Below are 18222 nucleotides of genomic sequence, written 5' to 3'. Positions count from 1 at the left end.
GTCGCATTAGTTTTTAGGTGCGGGATTCAGGATGTCGACCGCCTCCCGGATGTTTTTATAAACCAAAGTCAGGTTGAAATAGTCGTTCTGCGCGTTGGCGATGGAGATACCCAGTTTCTCATAGCCCGACGCCGGGCTTACGACCCACTGGGCAGCGCCCTTGGTGGCACGCACACGCGTCTTGCCGTCGGCCTCGTAGCCGGAGAAATAACCGCTCTCATCGCTCAGGTCGGTGAGCGACGGGGTCGTCACGCCGATGACGAACCGGTCGGTCGGGACATCTTCCACGGCGGCCATCAGCACGGCGAACGACATCTTGTCGGCCGAAGTTGCGGTCAATGCGGGGATGACGATATAATCGCATTCGCCCAGGACGGACTTGTCGATGAGGTTCTGCGGGTTACCCTGGAAGACCAGCACTTTGCCGGAGTTGGCCTCGTTCCAGGTCTTCACGTTCGAGAAGAACGCCTCCTGGCGTGCGGCATACTGCGCTTTTTCCTCTTCCTGCATAGCCTGCGGGGCACGGCCGGTATAGTTCACCTGGACACCGTCGTAACCATATTTGGCACACAGGTTCAGCTGACTGACGGTCTGCTGCCTGCAGAACTCCAGGAAACGGAGCTCCAGCTCCTCCTCGGGGGTCGGTTCGCCCTCGCCGCCGCCTTCGCCGCCTTCGTCCTGGGTCGCCTCGGGGGTGCTGGGATTCGCGGGTTCTTCGGGTTTGTTGGCCTCCTCATCCGCGAGGACTTTCTCCCAGAGTTTCTCGATCGCATTATAGTCGATGTTGTAGATCACCCGGGTGCCCTTCTCGCGTACCTTGGCGAATTCACCGGCCAGGGTCGGATGCAGGTTGTCGGGATTCATCAGGCAGATGATGTCCACGCTGTCGGGCATCGTCGTCAGGTGCTCGTTGCGCTGGGCCGGAGCCGAGGTGGTATTGTCCATCGAGACGAGGACGACCTTGTGCTCGCCCGCCTTGTAATCCCGGAGCGCCTTCAGGTACTGCTTGTAGAGCTCGGGATTCTGCTCCTCAAGCGTAGGATAGTTGATGTCGAGGCTTTCGGTCTCCGTCCAGTCGCTGCACGCCGCAAAAGAGAGGACTGCAACGGCTACGGCCGGGAACAGAAATTTCTTGATATTTCGTTTCATAATCGTTTAGCGTTCGGGTTGGTTATTATTTGATCGCGGGGTTGCAATCCCACCACATACGGGTCGCCATGTTGTCGGCACCCTTCAGAAGCGACGAAACCGCATTGTTGACGTTCACGTTGTTGGTCGTGTATTCGTCTGCCGGATAAGGCATACGGCGCGCCCCGAGTTCGGAATCGACGACCCCGAGGCTCTTGTTTCCATCCTCGGTGGCAGGCATCAGACGGGGATAACCCGTGCGGCGGTAGTCGGCCCATGCCTCGTTGCCCAGCTGCCAGTTGGCGATCCACTTCTGCGTGATGATGCGCTCCTGCATCTGGGCCGGAGTAGCCCCTTCATCCCATGCGATCGTAATATCGGACAACTCCTGCGCATAAGAATTCGAGTTCGCAGGATCGGCATAGAGCTGCGGTTTGCCCGTGGTATTGGCCAGGTAAGTGTCGGCACCCGACACACCCCACTCCTCGAACGAGAGGCGGATGCCTTCGTCATAGAAGTCCTTGGCCTCGCCGGAGCCCATGTTGAACCCGAAGACACCCTTCGCCTCGGCCTTCAGGAAAGCCACCTCGGCAGCATTCATCCACGTGACGGGCGAGGAGATCGAGATATTGACGCCGGAGTACTTGCGGCCAACGGATGCCAGAGGCGGAATCACGATTCCGCGGCGGATGCCGACATAGGTTTGACCGGGCCACTCCGACTGCGTGAAATATTTCTCGCGGCGGGGGTCTGAATAACCGTTCATGTAGCAGATGATGTCGGCTGCGGCATGCGTATCGCCGCCCGTCATGCAGTCTGCGGGCTTGTTGTAGTTGACTGCCACGTAAATGGGGTTGCCGTCGGCACCGAACGACGTCAGCCTGGCGTTGTCGGCATTCGACGTGATGACGCCCACCTCGCTGTTCACGGCCGATTCGGCCATCTCGCGGGCTTTAGCCTCGTTCGCATAGACGATACGCATCGCCAGGCGCAGTTTGAGCGAATTGGCGAGCTTGCACCACTTCTCGGCGCTGCCGCCGTAGATATAGTCGGCTTTTGCGGAAATAGCATCCGTGCGGTGCTCGGTAAGCACCTTGATCGCGGCATCCAGCTCTTCGAAAAACTTGTCGTAAACCTTCTCCTGCGAATCGTACGGCACCTGAATCTGGCCGTTCTCGCCGATCATCGAATAGGGGATCGGGCCGTAGGTGTCGGTCACGCGGTGCATGGCCGCTACCTTGATGATGTCGGCGATCGCCAGTACGATGGGGTCGTCGGTCACCTTCTTCAGCTCGCGCAGGTTCGAGTAAAGCACCGGGATCGTCCTGTCGCTATACATGAAAACGTTCGTCCAGTCGTCCGTCGGATTGTAATTCATGATCGTACGGGTAAAGCCACCCGTCGTGGAATAATACCCACCCATGGGGCCGCCCAGCAGCACATCGGTAAACTGCGCCGTATTGACGTCGGTCGATACGACGGTGCTCGCGAGCGAGGTCAGCGCCGAGCCGATGATATAGCCGTCGGTCTGCATGTCGTCCTCGGAGGGCTCGTAAGGATTGGTATTTATATCGAGGTAGTTGGCGGTGCAGGCCGTACCGACAAGTACCAACGCAGCCAAAGCCGGTTTTAATATATTGAATTTCATAGTCATCGTGCAGATTAGAATTTAAGTCTGAGGTTGAACCCGATATTACGCGTCGAAGGCGACATGAAATAGTCGATGCCCTGGTAGTAGCTGTTCACCGTCGCAACGGTCTCGGGATCGTAGGGAGCCTTGTTGTAGATCATCCACAGGTTGCGCCCCACGAGCGACAAGGTAATTTCGCAGATGTCGCCCAGCTTTTTCTTCGGGATCGTATAGCCGATCGAAGCCTCCTGCAGGCGCACGTTGGTGGCAGAATAGGTATAGTACTGCGGAACGGAGTTACCGCTGCCGATGGCCGTGTACCATTTGTTGGCATCCACCAGGTCGCCGCCGTTGATCATCACGCCGCCGGCATCGCGCGCTACGGCCGAAACCTCGGAAACACCGTAGTAGTCGAGCATGGCCTGCGTACGCGAGAATACCACGCCGCCCAGGCGGGCCGAAACCATGAAGCCGAAGTTGAAGTTACGCCAGCGGAAGTCGTTGCGCCATGCCATGTTGGCATCGGGAAGCACGCTACCCAGCTTGATGTAGCTGTTGACGTCGGTGATCGACTCGGAAGCGATCTCGCCCTTCTCGTTGATATAGACGGCGCCGTTGCTGTCGCGTTTGAGGTCGATGCGCGAATAGAAGTCGCCCAGCGTACCGCCCTCACGAAGGATGAAGCGGGCATCGGCAAGACCTCCCATATCGAGCTGATCGACCGAGAAGTGCTCGCCGGTCTCGGGGTTGACCACATCGTCGGCAAGCGAAAGAATCTTGTTCTTGTTCGCCGACAGCGTGTAGTTCGAATCCCACGAGAATTTGCCCCACGTATTGCTGTAACCCAGTGCGACCTCGAAACCGCGGTTGCGGACGTTACCCGACTGAATGGTCAGTTTGGAGGAACCCGAACCGGTCGAGATATTCGGCTCGAAGGTCTGATCCTGCGTCTTGGTGTTATAGTAAGTGAAGTCGAGGTTGAAGTGGCGCAGGAAGCGCATCGTCAGACCGACCTCGAACGACTTGGTGCGCTCGGGCTTGAGGTTGTAAATCGGGAACCGGGTCTGGGTGCTCCAGTTCAGGCCGCTCTCGTTCCAGCTGTAACGCGGGTTGGCGAGGTAACGCTCGAAAGCCACACCCACCGATGCGTACGACGCACGGAGTTTGACGTAGGAGAGGTTCTTCGGCATCTCGGGGATGAGCTGCGACAGCACGACCGAAGCACCGACCGAGGGATAGAAAAACGAGCTCTTCACCGAATGCTCGCCGGCCAGCTGCGAAGGCCAGTCGTTACGGCCGGTCAGCGTGAGGAAGTAGGTGTTCTTAAAGCCGATCTCAACCGAGGCGAAGATCGACTGGGTCTGCTCGCGCCACCCTTCCTGCAGCCGCTTGGTCTTGGAGGTGTTGCTCAGGTTCTGCACGCTGAACACGTTGGCCAGCAGAGGTTTTTCGTCGGTGATCTCACCGTCGGGAATCGGGCCGCGCACCTTCATGGCGTCGTAGCGCATGTCCGAGATCGAAGCACCGGCATTGGCTTGCAGCGACCAGTCCTCGCCAAAAGTCTTGTTGATATTGACCAGCACGTCGCCGTAGACCTGCTTGTCCTTGGTCTTCGTGATGCCGTAGAGGCCGTTTTTCGAACCCTCGGTCAACTGCGTGAAGGTCGAAGCATAGAATTTTTCCGTATAGTCGTTGTTGCTGTTGTCGATGCGGAGACGGCCGGAAACATTGAGCCAGTCGAGCACGTCGTACGAGAGTGCAGCGTTCAGCATGTAACGGTCTTTGTTGTTTTCGCGCAGGTTGCGGTAGTTGATCCAATAGGGGTTCTGCATCGTCATGCCGGCATCGCCTACGGGCCAGTACTGGGTATAGAGGCGGCGGGCGGGATCGTAACGCTCGTACATTTCGATATCGGCCCAGTCGTTGCCGCGCGGGTAGACGTAAGCGCCGACCAGCGGGTTGTTGTAGGTACCCTGGTTGGTCATGTTGCGGTCTTTCTGCATCACATAGCTGGCACCCACGTCGAGTTTCAGCTTGTCACCGAGGAACGAGGTGGTATTGCGGAACGTAAAATTGTAACGGTCGTAGCCGTTGTTGGGAATTACTCCGCGCGAGTTGACCGCCGCGGCCGAGAAATAGGTTTGGTTCTTCTCGGTACCCGTCGAGAGCGAGACGCTCTCGGTACCCGTTACGCCGGTTTGGAAATAGTCATCGCGCGGGCTGTACCCCATATAGTTGGAGCTGTTCAGGCGATTGCCCCAGCTGCGGACGATCGAACCTTCGCTCGAATTGAGATCGCCCGTACCGTAACGGTTCTGAAACTCGGGAAGGACGAACGGCGACATCACCTCGGTGTTGCTCGATACGGTCACCGAAGTGTAGCCCGCCTTGCCGCGCTTGGTCGTGACGACGATGGCACCGTTGGCGGCATCCGAACCGTAGAGTGCCGCAGCGGCCGCACCGTTCAGCACCGACATCGACTCGATGTCCTCGGGGTTGATATCGGCGATGGGATCGGTCGTACCCTGCGAGGCGAACTCCGTGCCGCCGTCGCGGGCCGTCGTGAACATCGGCACGCCGTCGATTACGTAGAGGGCGTTCGAAGTCTGCGAAATCGACTTCTGACCACGCATGACGACCCTCGATGCGCTGCCGACGCCACCGGACGACGAGTTGATCGTCACACCGGCGACCTTGCCGCTGAGCGAGTTGATGAAGTTGACGTCCTTGTTGGCCACGATGTCCTCGGAGTTGACCTGCTGCACGTTGTACGACAGCGCCTTTTCCGAGCGTTTGATACCGAGGGCAGTAACCACGACCGCGTCCACATCCACCGCCGACTCCCGGAGCGTAAAGGTGATGTTGGTGCGGCTGCCTACGGTCTGTGCGATCGGTTCGTAGCCTAAATAATTGATTTCTAATACGGCGTCAGCCGAGGGGGGGGGAACTTGCAGCGAGAAATCGCCGTCCACGCCGGTACTCGTACCGATCGTAGTCCCCTTGACAATGACCGCAGCGCCGATCACCGGCATACCGGAAGCATCGACGACCTTGCCCGTCACGGTGACAGGCTGGCCGGGCTGTGCGGCCGGGGCTTTCTGCGAGAGTACGATCGACGTATTCTCGACGGCATAAGCGATATCGGAAGATTGGAAAAGCGTATTGAGCACATTGTTCAGCGGCGTGTCCTTCACATCGATCGACACGCGGCACGCCACGTCCACATTCTTGTCGTAAACGAACAGGTAGGTGGTTTGCTTTTCGATTGCACTGAGCACCTGCTCAAGGGGAGCGTCCGAAACCCGGAGGGTTACCGGTACGGACTGCGCACTTGCCGTGCCCGCGAAAAGGCAGCATACAAGTGTCAAAACAGGCAAGAGAAACCTAACTCTCGCTTGGTTTTTCATTTTCATACGTTGGTCAGTTAATTAGGTTATTGGTTTTTCCCGGATCCCCTGCCCTGCTCGGGGGAGGGGTTTAAAGGCGCTGTCCGGGGCACGCCTCGTCATTCGTCTAAGGTCAGGGGCAATTTTTCACATAAATCTGGGCTTAGGTACTACAATCAGGTTAGGTTGGTCAGTGTATATAAATCATGTCTTTCAATTCGTTGCGCGTATACTGGAAATCGGCGCTCTGCTGCAAAACCCACAGGGCATGGTCGATACCCTCGGAGATACGGATCTTCCCGGTGAAAAGGTTGGTCGGCATATCCTGGCGCTGCACCTCGATCTTCACGCCGTAATATTTCTCGAACTCATCGAGCAAATCCCCGAACGAAGCGTCGCGGAAGGCAATCAGCCCCTCGCGCCACAGGAACCCTTCGTGTTCGGGTATCCGCCCCAGGATCAGCCGTCCGTTGAGGTGCGTCACCTGTTCGCGCGGATGCAGCTCGACCTGGTTGTTCGAATTGAAGCGATCCGTCACGCGCACCTTACCCTCGACGAGCGAGGCGACGAACTCCCCGTCTTCCGAGCGGGCCTTGACGTTGAATTTCGTACCCAGCACCTCCACGTCGCAGGCATAGGTCTCGACGACGAAAGGATGCTTCCGGTCATGCGACACATCGAAAAACGCTTCGCCCTTGAGCTGCACCTTACGCTCGCGCCCGATGAAGAAGGTCGGGTAATGCAGTTCGGAAAGCGCGTTCATGCAGACTTTCGTGCCGTCGGGCAGCTGCACGTCGATATGCTGGCCTGCCGGGACGGTGATCGTATTGCCCGTCAACAGGAACTTGTCATACATCCGCGAGACGTAGATGCCCCCCGCTCCCGCAACGACCAGGATGACCGCAGCGTATTTGAGGACTTCGCGTGTCCAGCGCGGCAGGGTCAAAACCTTCGGCTTGCGTGTCGTGCGTCCGGGGTCGGCCAGCATCAGCATCGAATCGAACAAACGGCGCTCGGCAAGCAGTTCCTTGCGGTTGGCCGGATCACGGTCGATCCAGTCGAGGACTTGTTTTTCCTCTTCTACGGACGCGCGCCCGTCAAAAAACCGGTGTAGTAATTCTTTTTCCATGACATAGAGATAACACCCCAGCCGGGGAAATCCCTGAAAAAAATCGCACTTTTTTCAGGGAAAGCCCGGGTGAAGCAAGTTAAACGAATGATTATCAATTGATATAAAACCAGAAAATAAAATAAGCCAGGTAATCTTTGAGCACCACACGCAGGATTTTCATCGCCTTCGAGACTTCGAACTCGACGCTCTTGACCGTAACGCCCATTTCGGCGGCGATCTCCTTATAGCTTTTGCCGTCGAAGCGGCTGCGGATAAAGATCGTGCGGGTCTTTTCCGGAAGTCTGTCCAGCGTCTCGTTCACCAGCCGCCGCGCCTCCTCGCTGAACAGTTCCTCGGGGTTGCAGGCTTCGAGGGTCGAAATGCGGGTTCGGAGCATGCGCGCACCGTGGGAGTGGATATCCTCGGCGGCACGCAGGCGGACGCCCTGCGAACGCAGATGGTTCAGGCATTTGTTCTTGACGATCGTGAGCGCGTAGGGAGGGAAGGCGGAGGCGGAAAGCATGTCGCGTTTTTCCCAGGCGGCCATAAAGCTCTCCATGACGATATCCTCGGCCGTGGCTGCATCGGAGACATAAGTGCCCGCGAAACGGATAAACCGTTGTTGGTACTCCCCGAACAGGCGGTTGAACGCCTTCAGATCCAGAATCGTCTCGGATTGCAACTCCATACACTCATTCATTTAAACAAATATAAGGAAAGTGTGCAATATCCGCGCCCTAAAAACGCAAAAAATAAACGGCCATACCCGCCAGCGCCAAACTCCGGGTAGGGCAACGCAACAGAATTTATTCCATAAATCCCTGCCATTTATATAATAACACCCCAGCGCGGGAAATCCCTGACAAAAAACCGTTTTTTCCGCACCGGACATAAAAAAAGCTCCTCAAAGGGAGCTTTCAGCCCGAATTGCCAGCCCGTTACCTGGCTTTGGCCTCGCAGTAGGCGCAGCGGCAGGTGCCGTCGGCCGTGCGGTAGAACAATTGGTCGACATCCTCCGTCGCGGAGATGCAACGGCGGTTGGAACACTCCATCTCGTTGACCACATACTCGCCGTTGAAAACCGGAGTCCGTTCGAACGGTTTGTTCCGGTCAGCCCAGCGGAGCAGGGTCAGGATCAGTGCCATACGCACGAACTTACCGTTCTCGACCTGCCGGAAATAGGCCGCGCGGGAATCGTTGTCCACGGCACGCGTGATCTCGTTCACGCGCGGCAGCGGATGCAGGATGATCATATCCTTCTTGGCCGACCCGAGTTTCTCGGGGTTGAGCACGAAGCTGTTCTTCACGCGGTCGAACTCCTCCTCGTCGAGGAAGCGCTCCTTCTGTACGCGCGTCATGTAGAGGACGTCCAGTTCGGGCATCACCTCCTCCATGGTCTCCACCTCGCGGAACTCCAGCTTCGAGTTCTCGCTCATCTCGGCCAGCATGTAGTCGGGAAGGCGCAGCTCCTGCGGGGCGATCAGGATGACCTTGATGCCCGAGTAGCGCGACAGCGCCTTGATAAGCGAATGGACGGTGCGGCCGAACTTGAGGTCGCCGCAGAAGCCGATCGTCATGTTGTCGAAACGCCCCTTTTCGCGCTTGATCGTCAGCAGGTCGGTCAGCGTCTGCGTCGGGTGGCTGTGGCTGCCGTCGCCGGCATTGATGACCGGCACCCCGGCGTACTGCGAGGCCACGAGCGGCGCCCCCTCCTTGAAGTGGCGCATGGCGATGATATCCGCGAAGCAGCGGATCACACGTACGGTATCGGCCACGGTCTCGCCCTTGGACACGGACGACGAGTTGGCGTCCGAGAAACCGATGACGCTGCCGCCCAGCTCCATCATGGCCGAGGTGAAACTCAGGCGCGTACGGGTCGAGGGCTCGTAGAAGAGCGTCGCCAGCTTCTTTCCCTTGCACGCCTCGCTGTATTTGGCACGGTTGGCGATGATGTCCTCCGCCAGCGCAACGATCTGTTCGGTTTCGGCAACCGTCAGGTCGGTCGGATCGATTAAATGTCGCATATTTTTCTTCTCTGTTTTCGGTTTCGGGTTGCGTAGTCCGTATCGGCGCCGGTATGTCCCGCGGTTCCACCCCGGCTGCGTGCGGGCATATCCCCGCACGGCAGGAAAGGCCCGGCCGGGAATACGCGGCCGCAGCGAACTATTTGTCCATCCAGCTTTCGTCCGAGGGGTTGTCGCGGAATTTCAGCAGCCGGGCCTTATCCCCGGGCTCGATATACCCCTCTTCGGCGGCGACCTCCACCAGCGCATCGAGGTTCGAAAGGCTGTAATTGACCACATCGGCCTCTTTCAGGCGCTCCAGCCCCTTCTTCATGCCGTAGGTGAAGATCGAAGCCACACCCAGCACCTCGGCACCGGCTTCGCGCAGGGCGTTCACCACCTCGATGCAGGAACCGCCGGTCGAGATCAGGTCTTCGATCACGACGACCTTCTGCCCCTTCTCCAGTTTGCCTTCGATCCGGTTGCCGCGGCCGTGGTCTTTCGAACCGCTGCGCACGTACCCCATCGGCAGGTCGAGGATCGTCGCCGTGATGGCCGCATGGGCGATGCCGGCGGTCGAAGTGCCCATCAGCACCTCGGCACCGGGGAATTTGGTGCGGACGATCCCGGCAAGCCCGGCCTCGACATGTCCGCGCACGACAGGCGCCGTCAGCGTCAGGCGGTTGTCGCAATAGATCGGGCTCTTGATACCGCTGGCCCAGGTAAACGGCTGCTCGGGACGCAGGAATACCGCGCCGATCGAGAGCAGGTCTTTAGCAATTGATTTCTCCATGATTATTTTGCATTTTTTTCGGTTTTTTTCAAATCTCCGGCCACCCACTCGACCCACGGGTCAACGTTGTCGGTGAGCGTCCGGGGCAGCGGCAGCGGGATGCGCACGTCGGGGGCAATCCCCTCCCGGTCAATGCCGCGCCCTGCGGGAATCCGGTTGGAACGGGTGACGGGCACGATCATCCAACGCGCCGTGTCCCGAGGGAAATAAAGTATCTCGCAGTTCGAATAGTCGAGGCACCCCAGCGTGTTGTCCTGTCCGTAGACGGTCGTACGACGGCTGCACGCCTTGATTTCGAGCACCAGCTGCTCACCCGACGAGGCCACCCGGCCGTCGACGATCAGCGCGGCGCGCCGGGGCACCGGCGACACCGAATCGTAACGGATACGGTAGGTTTTGCCCTCTTCGAGAAATTCCCCGGCCGGGGTTCGCTCCATACGCGCAACCTTCCTGCGTCCCCGCTCCGTATTCCCGGCAAACTCCCGGACGTGGGCGATGGCTATATCCGATACGCGGTACTCCATGGCATCCTCCACACCTTCGTGGTCGTAGAGCAGTTTGAGCAGGGGTTCATAGGCATTGTCGCTCCCGCCCATATTGCCGCGGATGTCGACGACAAGGTTCTCACAGCCCGAGGCGCGGTAAGCCGCGACAGCGGCCCGCACTCCGGCGATTTCGGCATCGGTCAGGTCGCACGACGGGAATCGGATCAAATACGTATCTTCGTCCACGCGGCAGTGCATGAACTGCGGATCGTAACGCTTCATCCGCCCGGCATAGTCCGTATCGCGGCGCAGCGACTTAGCCCGGTAGGCTTCGGCACCGGGTGTTTGGAGGTGCGAATCGTCGAACCAGCCGAGGTATTCGGCAATGGCATCATAGACGTCACGGTCGCCGGAAATCTCGCTTTGCAGCCGCCCTTTCAGTGCGGCGTACTCCGCTTCGCGGCCCGCGATCTTGTCCGGATAGCCGGCATAGGCACGTTCCACGACACCGACGGCATAGCCGAAATCGGACACAGCGTCCCCTGCCGGGGTTTGTGCCCCGGCGGGCAGCAGGCAAAGCACGACCGCAGCCGCCAGCGACATTCGCAGCAAGGTCTTCATCGGGCAGGTTCGTATGAATCGGCTCCCCGGATCGGTTCTTCCCGACCGGAGAGTTATTCCAGTGCCGAGCGTAAAATCTTCTCCACCTCCTCGGGATAAACCCCGCCTTCGTGCACCTTCACGCCGCCGACATAGAATGTCGGCACGTAGTAATAGTCGAACGTGTCGGCCAGCTCGGGCTGTTCCGACTCCTCGATCATCTCGATCCCGACGGCAGCCAGCTCGGGGTGCGCCGCCCTGGCCTCTTCGATGTAACGCAACGCCTTCTTGCAGAAGGGGCAGTTTTTCAGGTAGAAAAGTTTTACCGGTTTCATAACTATACTCGTTTAAAAGTAACTTCGCGGATTATCCGCAGAATTCGTCCACACAGCGGCGGTAGGCTGCCACGGGGTCGGCCGCAGCGGTGATCGGACGTCCCACGACGATGAAGTCGGAGCCGATCTCCCGCGCACGGGCGGGCGTGGTGACGCGTACCTGATCCGCCACGTCACCGTCTGCAAAACGCACGCCGGGCGTGATTGTGAGGAACTCTTTTCCGCAGGCTTGGTGTACCATGCCCGCTTCGAGCGGCGAGCAGACCACGCCGTCGAGCCCTGCGGCCTTGGTATTCTGCGCGTATTTCACGATCGTGTCGCCGATCGAAGCGTTGATAAGCAGTTCCTGCCGCATACGCTCCTCGCTGGTCGAGGTGAGCTGTGTCACGGCGATCAGCAGGGGGCGCGTACCGTCCTCGCGCGTGAGCCCCTCGAGGGCATATTTCATCATCTCGATGGTACCCGCCGCATGGACGTTGCACATATCCACGTCCAGCCGCGACAGTACGGCCATCGCTTTCTTCACCGTATTGGGAATGTCGTGCAGCTTGAGGTCGAGGAAAATCTTGTGCCCCCGGCGCTTGATCTCACGCACGATTTCCGGCCCTTCGGCATAGAACAGCTCCATGCCGATCTTGAGGAAAGGTTTGCGTGCCTCGCCCCTGAACAGGTCGAGGAATTCGAAGGTATCTTCCGCAGACTTGAAGTCGCAGGCGATAATTACGTCATGTTGCATATCGTACGGTTTTACGTTCATTCTACAATTCCGATTATGTCGCTCAGCCGCCCGATCCCGAGCCGTTGCATCTCGGCAGGCAGCGCCTCGACGATCTCCTTCGAGGCATAGGGGTTCGCCAGGTTCGCGGCGCCGACCTGTACGGCCGTAGCGCCGGCCATCATCATCTCGATCACGTCGCGGGCCGTCGTCACGCCGCCGCACCCCATGACGGGTATTTTGCAGGCCTTGGCGACCTGGTAGACCATCCGCACGGCCACGGGGAAGACTGCGGCACCCGAAAAGCCTCCCATCGTATTGGCGATGACCGCCTTGCGCTTCCTGACGTCGATCCGCATCCCCAGCAGGGTATTTATCAGGCAGATGCCGTCGGCACCCGCCTCCTCGCACGCCCGGGCGATCGAGACAATGTCCGTGACGTTGGGCGACAGCTTGATGTAGACGGGTTTGGTCGTCACGGCCTTCACGGCGCGCGTCACCTCGGCGGCACACTCGGGCGACGTGCCGAACGACATGCCGCCGTGCCGCACGTTGGGGCACGAGACATTGACCTCGATGATGCCAACCTGCGGCTCGCGGTCGATCCGCTCGCAGCAATAGGCGTACTCCTCGACCGAAAAGCCGCTGATATTGGCGATCACGGGTTTATGGAAAAAAGTCTTCAGGCGCGGCAACTCCTCGGCGATCACGGCGTCGATGCCCGGGTTCTGCAGCCCCACGGCATTGATCATGCCCGCCGTACATTCGGCAATGCGGGGCGTGGGGTTTCCGAAGCGCGCATCGCGCGTGGTGCCCTTGAACGAGAACGACCCGAGGATGTTGATGTCGTAAAAATCCCGGAACTCGTTGCCGTACCCGAACGTACCGCTGGCCGGCACGACCGGGTTATCCAGTCTCAGGCCGCTCAGGCAGACGGACATATCCGCGGCGGGTTTTTCCGCGGGCCGGTTTTGTGCGATGAACTGCTTGTTTACCATATGACCTCCCCTTTCGTTAATACGGGCCCCTCCTTGCAGATGCGCTTGTTGCCGTATTTGGTTTTGCACGAACAGCCCATGCAGGCCCCGAAACCGCAGCCCATGCGCTCTTCGAACGAGAGCTGCCCGTCCTGCGGCACAGCGTCGCACAATGCCCGCAGCATCGGCAGCGGCCCGCAGGCATAGAAATAGTCGAACTCGGGGCGGCACTCGGCGATGGCCGTCGTGACGAACCCCCTGACACCCGCCGAACCGTCGGCCGTAGCCAGATCGACGTCGCAGCCCAGCGCCCGGAATTCGTCGGCATAGAAAACCTCGTCCGCCGTATTGAACCCGAGCACCACACCGACCCGTTTGCCTGCCGCAAGCAGCACTTTGGCCAGGTTGTAGAGCGGGGGCACGCCCACGCCGCCGCCCACCAGCAGGGGGCGCTGTGCGGCATTGTGCACGTCGAACCCGTTGCCGAGCCCCGTCAGCAGGTCGAGCTCCCTGCCCGCGACCATACGGCTCATCTGTGCGGTTCCCTCGCCCACCACCTTGTAGATGAGCGTGAGCGTCGTGGCGTCGTAGTCGCAGACCGAAATCGGACGGCGCAGGTAATGGCCTTCAAGCGCGATGTCGACGAACTGCCCGGGGGCGGTGATCCACTGCGTGTCCCCCCCGAGCACCATGCGCCATACGGTCGCCGTCAGCGGTTCGTTGGCAAGGATTTTATAGATGCCTTTCTTATACATGCCTTTCTGTTCCAATGTGCCGCATAATACCGGAAATCACTTCGCGTCGATGGTCGAAACCCCGAACGTAATCTCTTCCAGCACGTCCAACAGCACCTTCACCGTTTCGAGCGCCGTAAATACCGTCACGTTGTTCTCGACGGCCGTGCGGCGGATCTCGTACCCGTCGAGGCGGGTGTTATGCTGGTTGATGTCGATGGTGTTGATGACGTAGCTCACATGTCCCTGGCGCAGCGAGTCGATGATCTCCGAGCTGCCTTCGCTCAGTTTGCGGCGCGTACGGGTACGGATGCCGTGGTTACGCAGGAACTCGGCCGTCCCGGTCGTGGCCTCGATGTTAAAGCCCAGGTCGTAGAAACGCCGCACGAGGGGCAGCGCCTGCTCCTTGTCGTGGTCGGCGATCGTGACGAAGATCGTCCCGTAGTTCGAAACGTTCATGCCCGTGGCCTGCAATGCCTTGTAGAGCGCGCGGGTGAGTTTGTCGTCGTAGCCGATCGCCTCGCCCGTGGACTTCATCTCGGGCGACAGGTACGAATCCATACCGCGGATCTTGGCGAACGAGAAAGCCGGGGCCTTGACGTACCAGCGTTTCTTCTCCTTGCCGTAGACTTCGGTGATGCCCAGCTCGCGGAGCGTCTTGCCCAGGATGACCTGCGTGGCGATGTGCGCCATGGGCACGCCCGTCGACTTGGAAAGGAACGGCACGGTACGCGACGAACGCGGATTGACCTCGATGACATAGACCTCGTCGTTTTCGTCGAGGATGAACTGGATGTTATAGAGGCCGACGATGCCGATCCTCAGTCCGAGTTTGACCGTATAGTCGATGATCTTGTCCTTGGCCTTCTGGCTGACGCTGAAGGTCGGATAGACGCTGATCGAGTCGCCCGAATGGATGCCTGTGCGCTCCACATGTTCCATGATGCCGGGGATGAAGACGTCCTTGCCGTCGCAGATGGCGTCCACCTCCAGCTCCTTGCCCATGATATAGCGGTCGACCAGCACCGGCGAATCCTCGTTGACCTCGACGGCCGTCTGCAGGTAGTGGCGCAGGCGCTCCTCGTTCGAGACGATCTGCATGGCACGGCCTCCGAGCACATAGCTCGGACGCACCAGCACCGGGTAGCCGATGCGGGCGGCGGCCTTCACGCCGGTCTCGATGTCGGTGACGGCCTCGGCCTCGGGCTGCGGGATGCGCAACTCTTCCATGATCTTTTCGAAGCAACCGCGGTCTTCGGCGTTCCTGATCGCCTGCGTATCGGTACCGATAATGGGCACGCCCAACTGCGCCAGCGGCTCGGCCAGGTTGATGGCCGTCTGTCCGCCGAGCGACACGACGATCGCCTTCGGTTTTTCGAGGTGGATGACGTTCATCACGTCCTCGACCATCAGCGGTTCGAAATAGAGCTTGTCGCTGGTAGTGTAGTCCGTCGACACGGTTTCGGGGTTGTTGTTGATGATAATCGCCTCGTAACCGGCCTCGCGGATCGACCAGATGGCATGCACGGTCGAGTAGTCGAACTCAACGCCCTGGCCGATACGGATCGGGCCCGAGCCGAGCACCACGATCTTCTCCTTATCACTCACGACCGACTCGTTCTCGTCCTCGTAGGTCGAGTAGAAATAGGGCACGTAGGAGCTGAATTCGCTGGCGCAGGTGTCGATCATCTTGTATACGGGGAAGAGGCCGTTCTTCTCGCGCAGCCGGTAAACGTCATACTGCGAGATGCCCCACAACTGGCCGATGAACTTGTCGCTGAATCCCATGCGCTTGGCGTCGCGCAGGGTTTCGACATCCATCGGGTGCGCTTTCACCTCGCGTTCGAATTCGACGATGTTCTTGAACTTTTCGAGGAAGAACATGTCGATCTTCGTATTGTCGTAGATCAGCACCAGGTCGATGCCGTTGCGGATCAACTGCGCGATGGCATAGAGGCGGTCGTCCGTAGCGTCCTTGATGTATTCCAGCAGCTGCGCGTCCGACCAGTCGTCGAATTTCTTGTGGTAGATATGGCAGACGCCTGTTTCGAGCGAGCGCATCGCCTTCAGGAGGCTTTCCTCCATCGTGCGGCCGATGGACATCACCTCGCCCGTGGCCTTCATCTGCGTACCCAGTTTGTTCGACGCATCGCTGAACTTGTCGAACGGGAAGCGGGCGACTTTGGTGACCACGTAATCGAGCGTCGGCTCGAAGCTGGCGGGCGTATTGGCCAGCATGATCTCGTCGAGCGTAAGCCCTACGGCGACCTTGGCCGTCACACGCGCGATCGGATAGCCGCTGGCCTTCGACGCCAGGGCCGACGAGCGCGACACGCGGGGGTTCACCTCGATCAGGTAGTATTTGAACGACAGGGGGTCGAGTGCGAACTGCACGTTGCAACCGCCCTCGATCTTCAGCTCGCGGATAATCTTCAGCGCCGAGTCGCGCAGCATCTGGAACTCCTTGTTGGTAAGCGTCTGGCACGGCGCCACGACGATCGAGTCGCCCGTATGCACGCCCACGGGGTCGATATTCTCCATGCAGCAGATGCTGATGGCCGTGTCGTTATGGTCGCGCATCACCTCGAACTCGATCTCCTTGTAGCCCTTGATGCTCTTCTCGACGAGCACCTGGTGCACGGGCGAAAGGAACAGGGCGTGGCGCATCATTTCGCGCAGCTGCTCCTCGTTGTCGACGAATCCGCCGCCCGTACCGCCCAGCGTATAGGCGGGACGCAGCACGACGGGATAGCCGATCTGGGCGGCGACCTCCACGGCCTCCTCGACCGACATGGCGATTTTAGATTCGATCACCGGTTCGCCCAGCGACTCGCACAGCTCCTTGAAAAGTTCGCGGTCTTCGGCGCGTTCGATCGACTCGAACGAGGTGCCCAGGATCTCGACCTGGCACTCTTTCAGGATACCCTTCTTGGCAAGTTGCACCGCAAGGTTCAGGCCCGTCTGTCCGCCCAGCCCCGGCACGATGGCGTCGGGACGCTCGAAACGGATGATCTTGGCCACGTATTCGAGCGTCAGGGGTTCCATGTAGACCTTGTCTGCGATATGCGTATCGGTCATGATCGTCGCAGGGTTGGAATTCACCAGGATTACCTCGTATCCCTCCTCCTTGAGTGCGAGACACGCCTGCGTACCCGCATAATCGAATTCCGCGGCCTGGCCGATGACGATCGGGCCGGAACCGATGACCATTACCTTGTTTATATCTTTTCTCTTAGGCATTTTTACGCTCCTCCATTATTTTGGTAAACTTCTTGAACAAATAGCCGCTATCCTGCGGGCCCGAGGCACTCTCGGGGTGGTACTGCATCGAAAAGACGCCGTCCTCGGCGCACTCCACGCCCTCGGCCGTGCCGTCGAGCAGGTTTACGTGCGTCAGCCTGAGGCCGGTGGCGGCCAGCGAGTCGATGTCCACGGCATAGCTGTGGTTCTGGCTCGTGATCTCGATCCGTCCCGTCTCCAGATTTTTCACGGGGTGGTTCCCGCCGCGGTGGCCGAATTTCATCTTCACGGTCTTGGCGCCATAGGCCAGCGATATGAGCTGGTGCCCCATGCAGATGCCGAAAATCGGCAGTTTGCCGCGCAGTTGCCTGACCAGCCCGATCACCGGCGTCACATCCTCGGGGTTGCCTGGGCCGTTCGACAACACGATGCCGTCGGGATGGAAGGCCATGATCTCCTCGACCGTCGAGTCGTAGGGCACGATGGTCACGTTGCAGCCCACGCGGTTGAGCTGGCGGATGATATTGTGCTTGATGCCGCAGTCGACGGCCACCACGTCGTACTTGTGGTTGGGAACGCGCGACATCCAGCGTTTTTTGCAGCTCACACGTGAAACCATATCGTGCGGCAGGCAATACCCGGCGAGCTTGCGCATCGCTTCCTCACGGGGCGTGGCGGCATCGGTGACGATGACCTTCTGGCTGCCCTCGTTGCGGATAATGCGCGTCAGCGTGCGGGTATCTACGCCCCAGATCGCCGGGATGCCGTACTCCTCAAACACCTCGTTCAGGGTTTTCGTATACCGGAAATTCGACGGCGAGTCGTTATACTCGCGCACGATCATACCGCCGATGGTCGGGTTCTTCGTTTCGTAATCCTCATCGGCCATACCGTAGTTTCCGATGAGCGGATAGGTCATCACGACCATCTGATCCGTGTAGGAGGGATCTGACATGATCTCCTGATACCCCACCATCGAGGTATTGAAGACGATCTCGTTGATAGCCTCTCGGTCGGCACCGAAGCCGTAACCGTAGAACTCCCGGCCGTTTTCCAGCACAATTTTCTTCGTAAATGGTTTCATT

The 18222-nt window shown here is 59.2% G+C and carries 14 protein-coding genes; all 14 read right to left on the bottom strand.

What is annotated here, in order from left to right:
• Positions 1 to 6 precede the first annotated feature (6 nt).
• Entirely contained in the window at positions 7 to 1149 is a 1143-nt protein-coding gene (locus DW189_RS11090; protein WP_117508156.1) for a glycoside hydrolase family 18, read from the bottom strand.
• A gap of 25 nt (positions 1150 to 1174) precedes the next feature.
• Positions 1175 to 2776 carry a RagB/SusD family nutrient uptake outer membrane protein gene (locus DW189_RS11085; protein ID WP_117508154.1) on the bottom strand — a complete coding sequence of 534 codons (1602 nt, stop codon included), beginning with the start codon at positions 2774 to 2776 and terminating at the stop codon, positions 1175 to 1177.
• Positions 2777 to 2790: 14 nt separating this feature from the next.
• Entirely contained in the window at positions 2791 to 6171 is a 3381-nt protein-coding gene (locus DW189_RS11080; RefSeq protein WP_117508152.1) for a SusC/RagA family TonB-linked outer membrane protein, read from the bottom strand.
• Between the two features lie 163 nt (positions 6172 to 6334).
• Positions 6335 to 7273 carry a FecR family protein gene (locus DW189_RS11075; RefSeq protein WP_117508151.1) on the bottom strand — a complete coding sequence of 313 codons (939 nt, stop codon included), beginning with the start codon at positions 7271 to 7273 and terminating at the stop codon, positions 6335 to 6337.
• A 94-nt stretch (positions 7274 to 7367) separates the two neighbouring features.
• On the bottom strand, positions 7368 to 7943 hold the full coding sequence (locus DW189_RS11070; RefSeq protein WP_117508149.1) for an RNA polymerase sigma-70 factor: 576 nt from the start codon (positions 7941 to 7943) through the stop codon (positions 7368 to 7370).
• 250 nt (positions 7944 to 8193) lie between these two features.
• Positions 8194 to 9279 carry an aspartate carbamoyltransferase gene (gene pyrB, locus DW189_RS11065; protein ID WP_117508147.1) on the bottom strand — a complete coding sequence of 362 codons (1086 nt, stop codon included), beginning with the start codon at positions 9277 to 9279 and terminating at the stop codon, positions 8194 to 8196.
• A gap of 139 nt (positions 9280 to 9418) precedes the next feature.
• The gene (pyrE, locus tag DW189_RS11060) at positions 9419 to 10051 is read right to left on the bottom strand and encodes an orotate phosphoribosyltransferase (RefSeq protein WP_022332502.1); all 633 of its coding nucleotides are present in this window, start codon (positions 10049 to 10051) and stop codon (positions 9419 to 9421) included.
• Positions 10052 to 10053: 2 nt separating this feature from the next.
• Positions 10054 to 11157 carry a S41 family peptidase gene (locus DW189_RS11055; RefSeq protein WP_232045620.1) on the bottom strand — a complete coding sequence of 368 codons (1104 nt, stop codon included), beginning with the start codon at positions 11155 to 11157 and terminating at the stop codon, positions 10054 to 10056.
• 53 nt (positions 11158 to 11210) lie between these two features.
• Positions 11211 to 11471, bottom strand: coding sequence for a glutaredoxin family protein (locus tag DW189_RS11050; protein WP_022332504.1), 261 nt, complete (start codon positions 11469 to 11471; stop codon positions 11211 to 11213).
• Between the two features lie 31 nt (positions 11472 to 11502).
• On the bottom strand, positions 11503 to 12207 hold the full coding sequence (pyrF, locus tag DW189_RS11045) for an orotidine-5'-phosphate decarboxylase (protein WP_117508229.1): 705 nt from the start codon (positions 12205 to 12207) through the stop codon (positions 11503 to 11505).
• 17 nt (positions 12208 to 12224) lie between these two features.
• Positions 12225 to 13184: a dihydroorotate dehydrogenase gene (locus DW189_RS11040; protein ID WP_174760532.1), complete on the bottom strand. Its 960-nt coding sequence runs from the start codon at positions 13182 to 13184 to the stop codon at positions 12225 to 12227.
• Positions 13178 to 13918 (bottom strand): dihydroorotate dehydrogenase electron transfer subunit, encoded by a 741-nt coding sequence (locus tag DW189_RS11035; RefSeq protein ID WP_117508143.1) that lies wholly within the window; start codon positions 13916 to 13918, stop codon positions 13178 to 13180. Before DW189_RS11035 ends, DW189_RS11040 begins: the two co-directional genes overlap by 7 nt.
• A gap of 36 nt (positions 13919 to 13954) precedes the next feature.
• Complete coding sequence (gene carB, locus DW189_RS11030; protein ID WP_117508141.1) at positions 13955 to 17137, bottom strand: carbamoyl-phosphate synthase large subunit; 3183 nt, start codon at positions 17135 to 17137, stop codon at positions 13955 to 13957.
• Complete coding sequence (gene carA, locus DW189_RS11025; RefSeq protein ID WP_022332508.1) at positions 17130 to 18221, bottom strand: glutamine-hydrolyzing carbamoyl-phosphate synthase small subunit; 1092 nt, start codon at positions 18219 to 18221, stop codon at positions 17130 to 17132. The genes carB and carA overlap by 8 nt, the downstream gene beginning before the upstream one ends.
• Position 18222: the final 1 nt, after the last annotated feature.

The organism is Alistipes sp. AM16-43 (assembly GCF_003435745.1).
GTDB classification, from domain to species: domain Bacteria; phylum Bacteroidota; class Bacteroidia; order Bacteroidales; family Rikenellaceae; genus Alistipes; species Alistipes onderdonkii.
This window is presented reverse-complemented; position numbering and strand designations above follow the sequence as displayed.

Coding starts and splice junctions, on each gene's coding strand:
- DW189_RS11090 (WP_117508156.1), bottom strand. CDS start 1,149: ATGAAACGAAATATCAAGAAATTTCTGTTCCCGGCCGTAGCCGTTGCA.
- DW189_RS11085 (WP_117508154.1), bottom strand. CDS start 2,776: ATGAAATTCAATATATTAAAACCGGCTTTGGCTGCGTTGGTACTTGTC.
- DW189_RS11080 (WP_117508152.1), bottom strand. CDS start 6,171: ATGAAAATGAAAAACCAAGCGAGAGTTAGGTTTCTCTTGCCTGTTTTG.
- DW189_RS11075 (WP_117508151.1), bottom strand. CDS start 7,273: ATGGAAAAAGAATTACTACACCGGTTTTTTGACGGGCGCGCGTCCGTA.
- DW189_RS11070 (WP_117508149.1), bottom strand. CDS start 7,943: ATGGAGTTGCAATCCGAGACGATTCTGGATCTGAAGGCGTTCAACCGC.
- pyrB (WP_117508147.1), bottom strand. CDS start 9,279: ATGCGACATTTAATCGATCCGACCGACCTGACGGTTGCCGAAACCGAA.
- pyrE (WP_022332502.1), bottom strand. CDS start 10,051: ATGGAGAAATCAATTGCTAAAGACCTGCTCTCGATCGGCGCGGTATTC.
- DW189_RS11055 (WP_232045620.1), bottom strand. CDS start 11,157: ATGAAGACCTTGCTGCGAATGTCGCTGGCGGCTGCGGTCGTGCTTTGC.
- DW189_RS11050 (WP_022332504.1), bottom strand. CDS start 11,471: ATGAAACCGGTAAAACTTTTCTACCTGAAAAACTGCCCCTTCTGCAAG.
- pyrF (WP_117508229.1), bottom strand. CDS start 12,207: ATGCAACATGACGTAATTATCGCCTGCGACTTCAAGTCTGCGGAAGAT.
- DW189_RS11040 (WP_174760532.1), bottom strand. CDS start 13,184: ATGGTAAACAAGCAGTTCATCGCACAAAACCGGCCCGCGGAAAAACCC.
- DW189_RS11035 (WP_117508143.1), bottom strand. CDS start 13,918: ATGTATAAGAAAGGCATCTATAAAATCCTTGCCAACGAACCGCTGACG.
- carB (WP_117508141.1), bottom strand. CDS start 17,137: ATGCCTAAGAGAAAAGATATAAACAAGGTAATGGTCATCGGTTCCGGC.
- carA (WP_022332508.1), bottom strand. CDS start 18,221: ATGAAACCATTTACGAAGAAAATTGTGCTGGAAAACGGCCGGGAGTTC.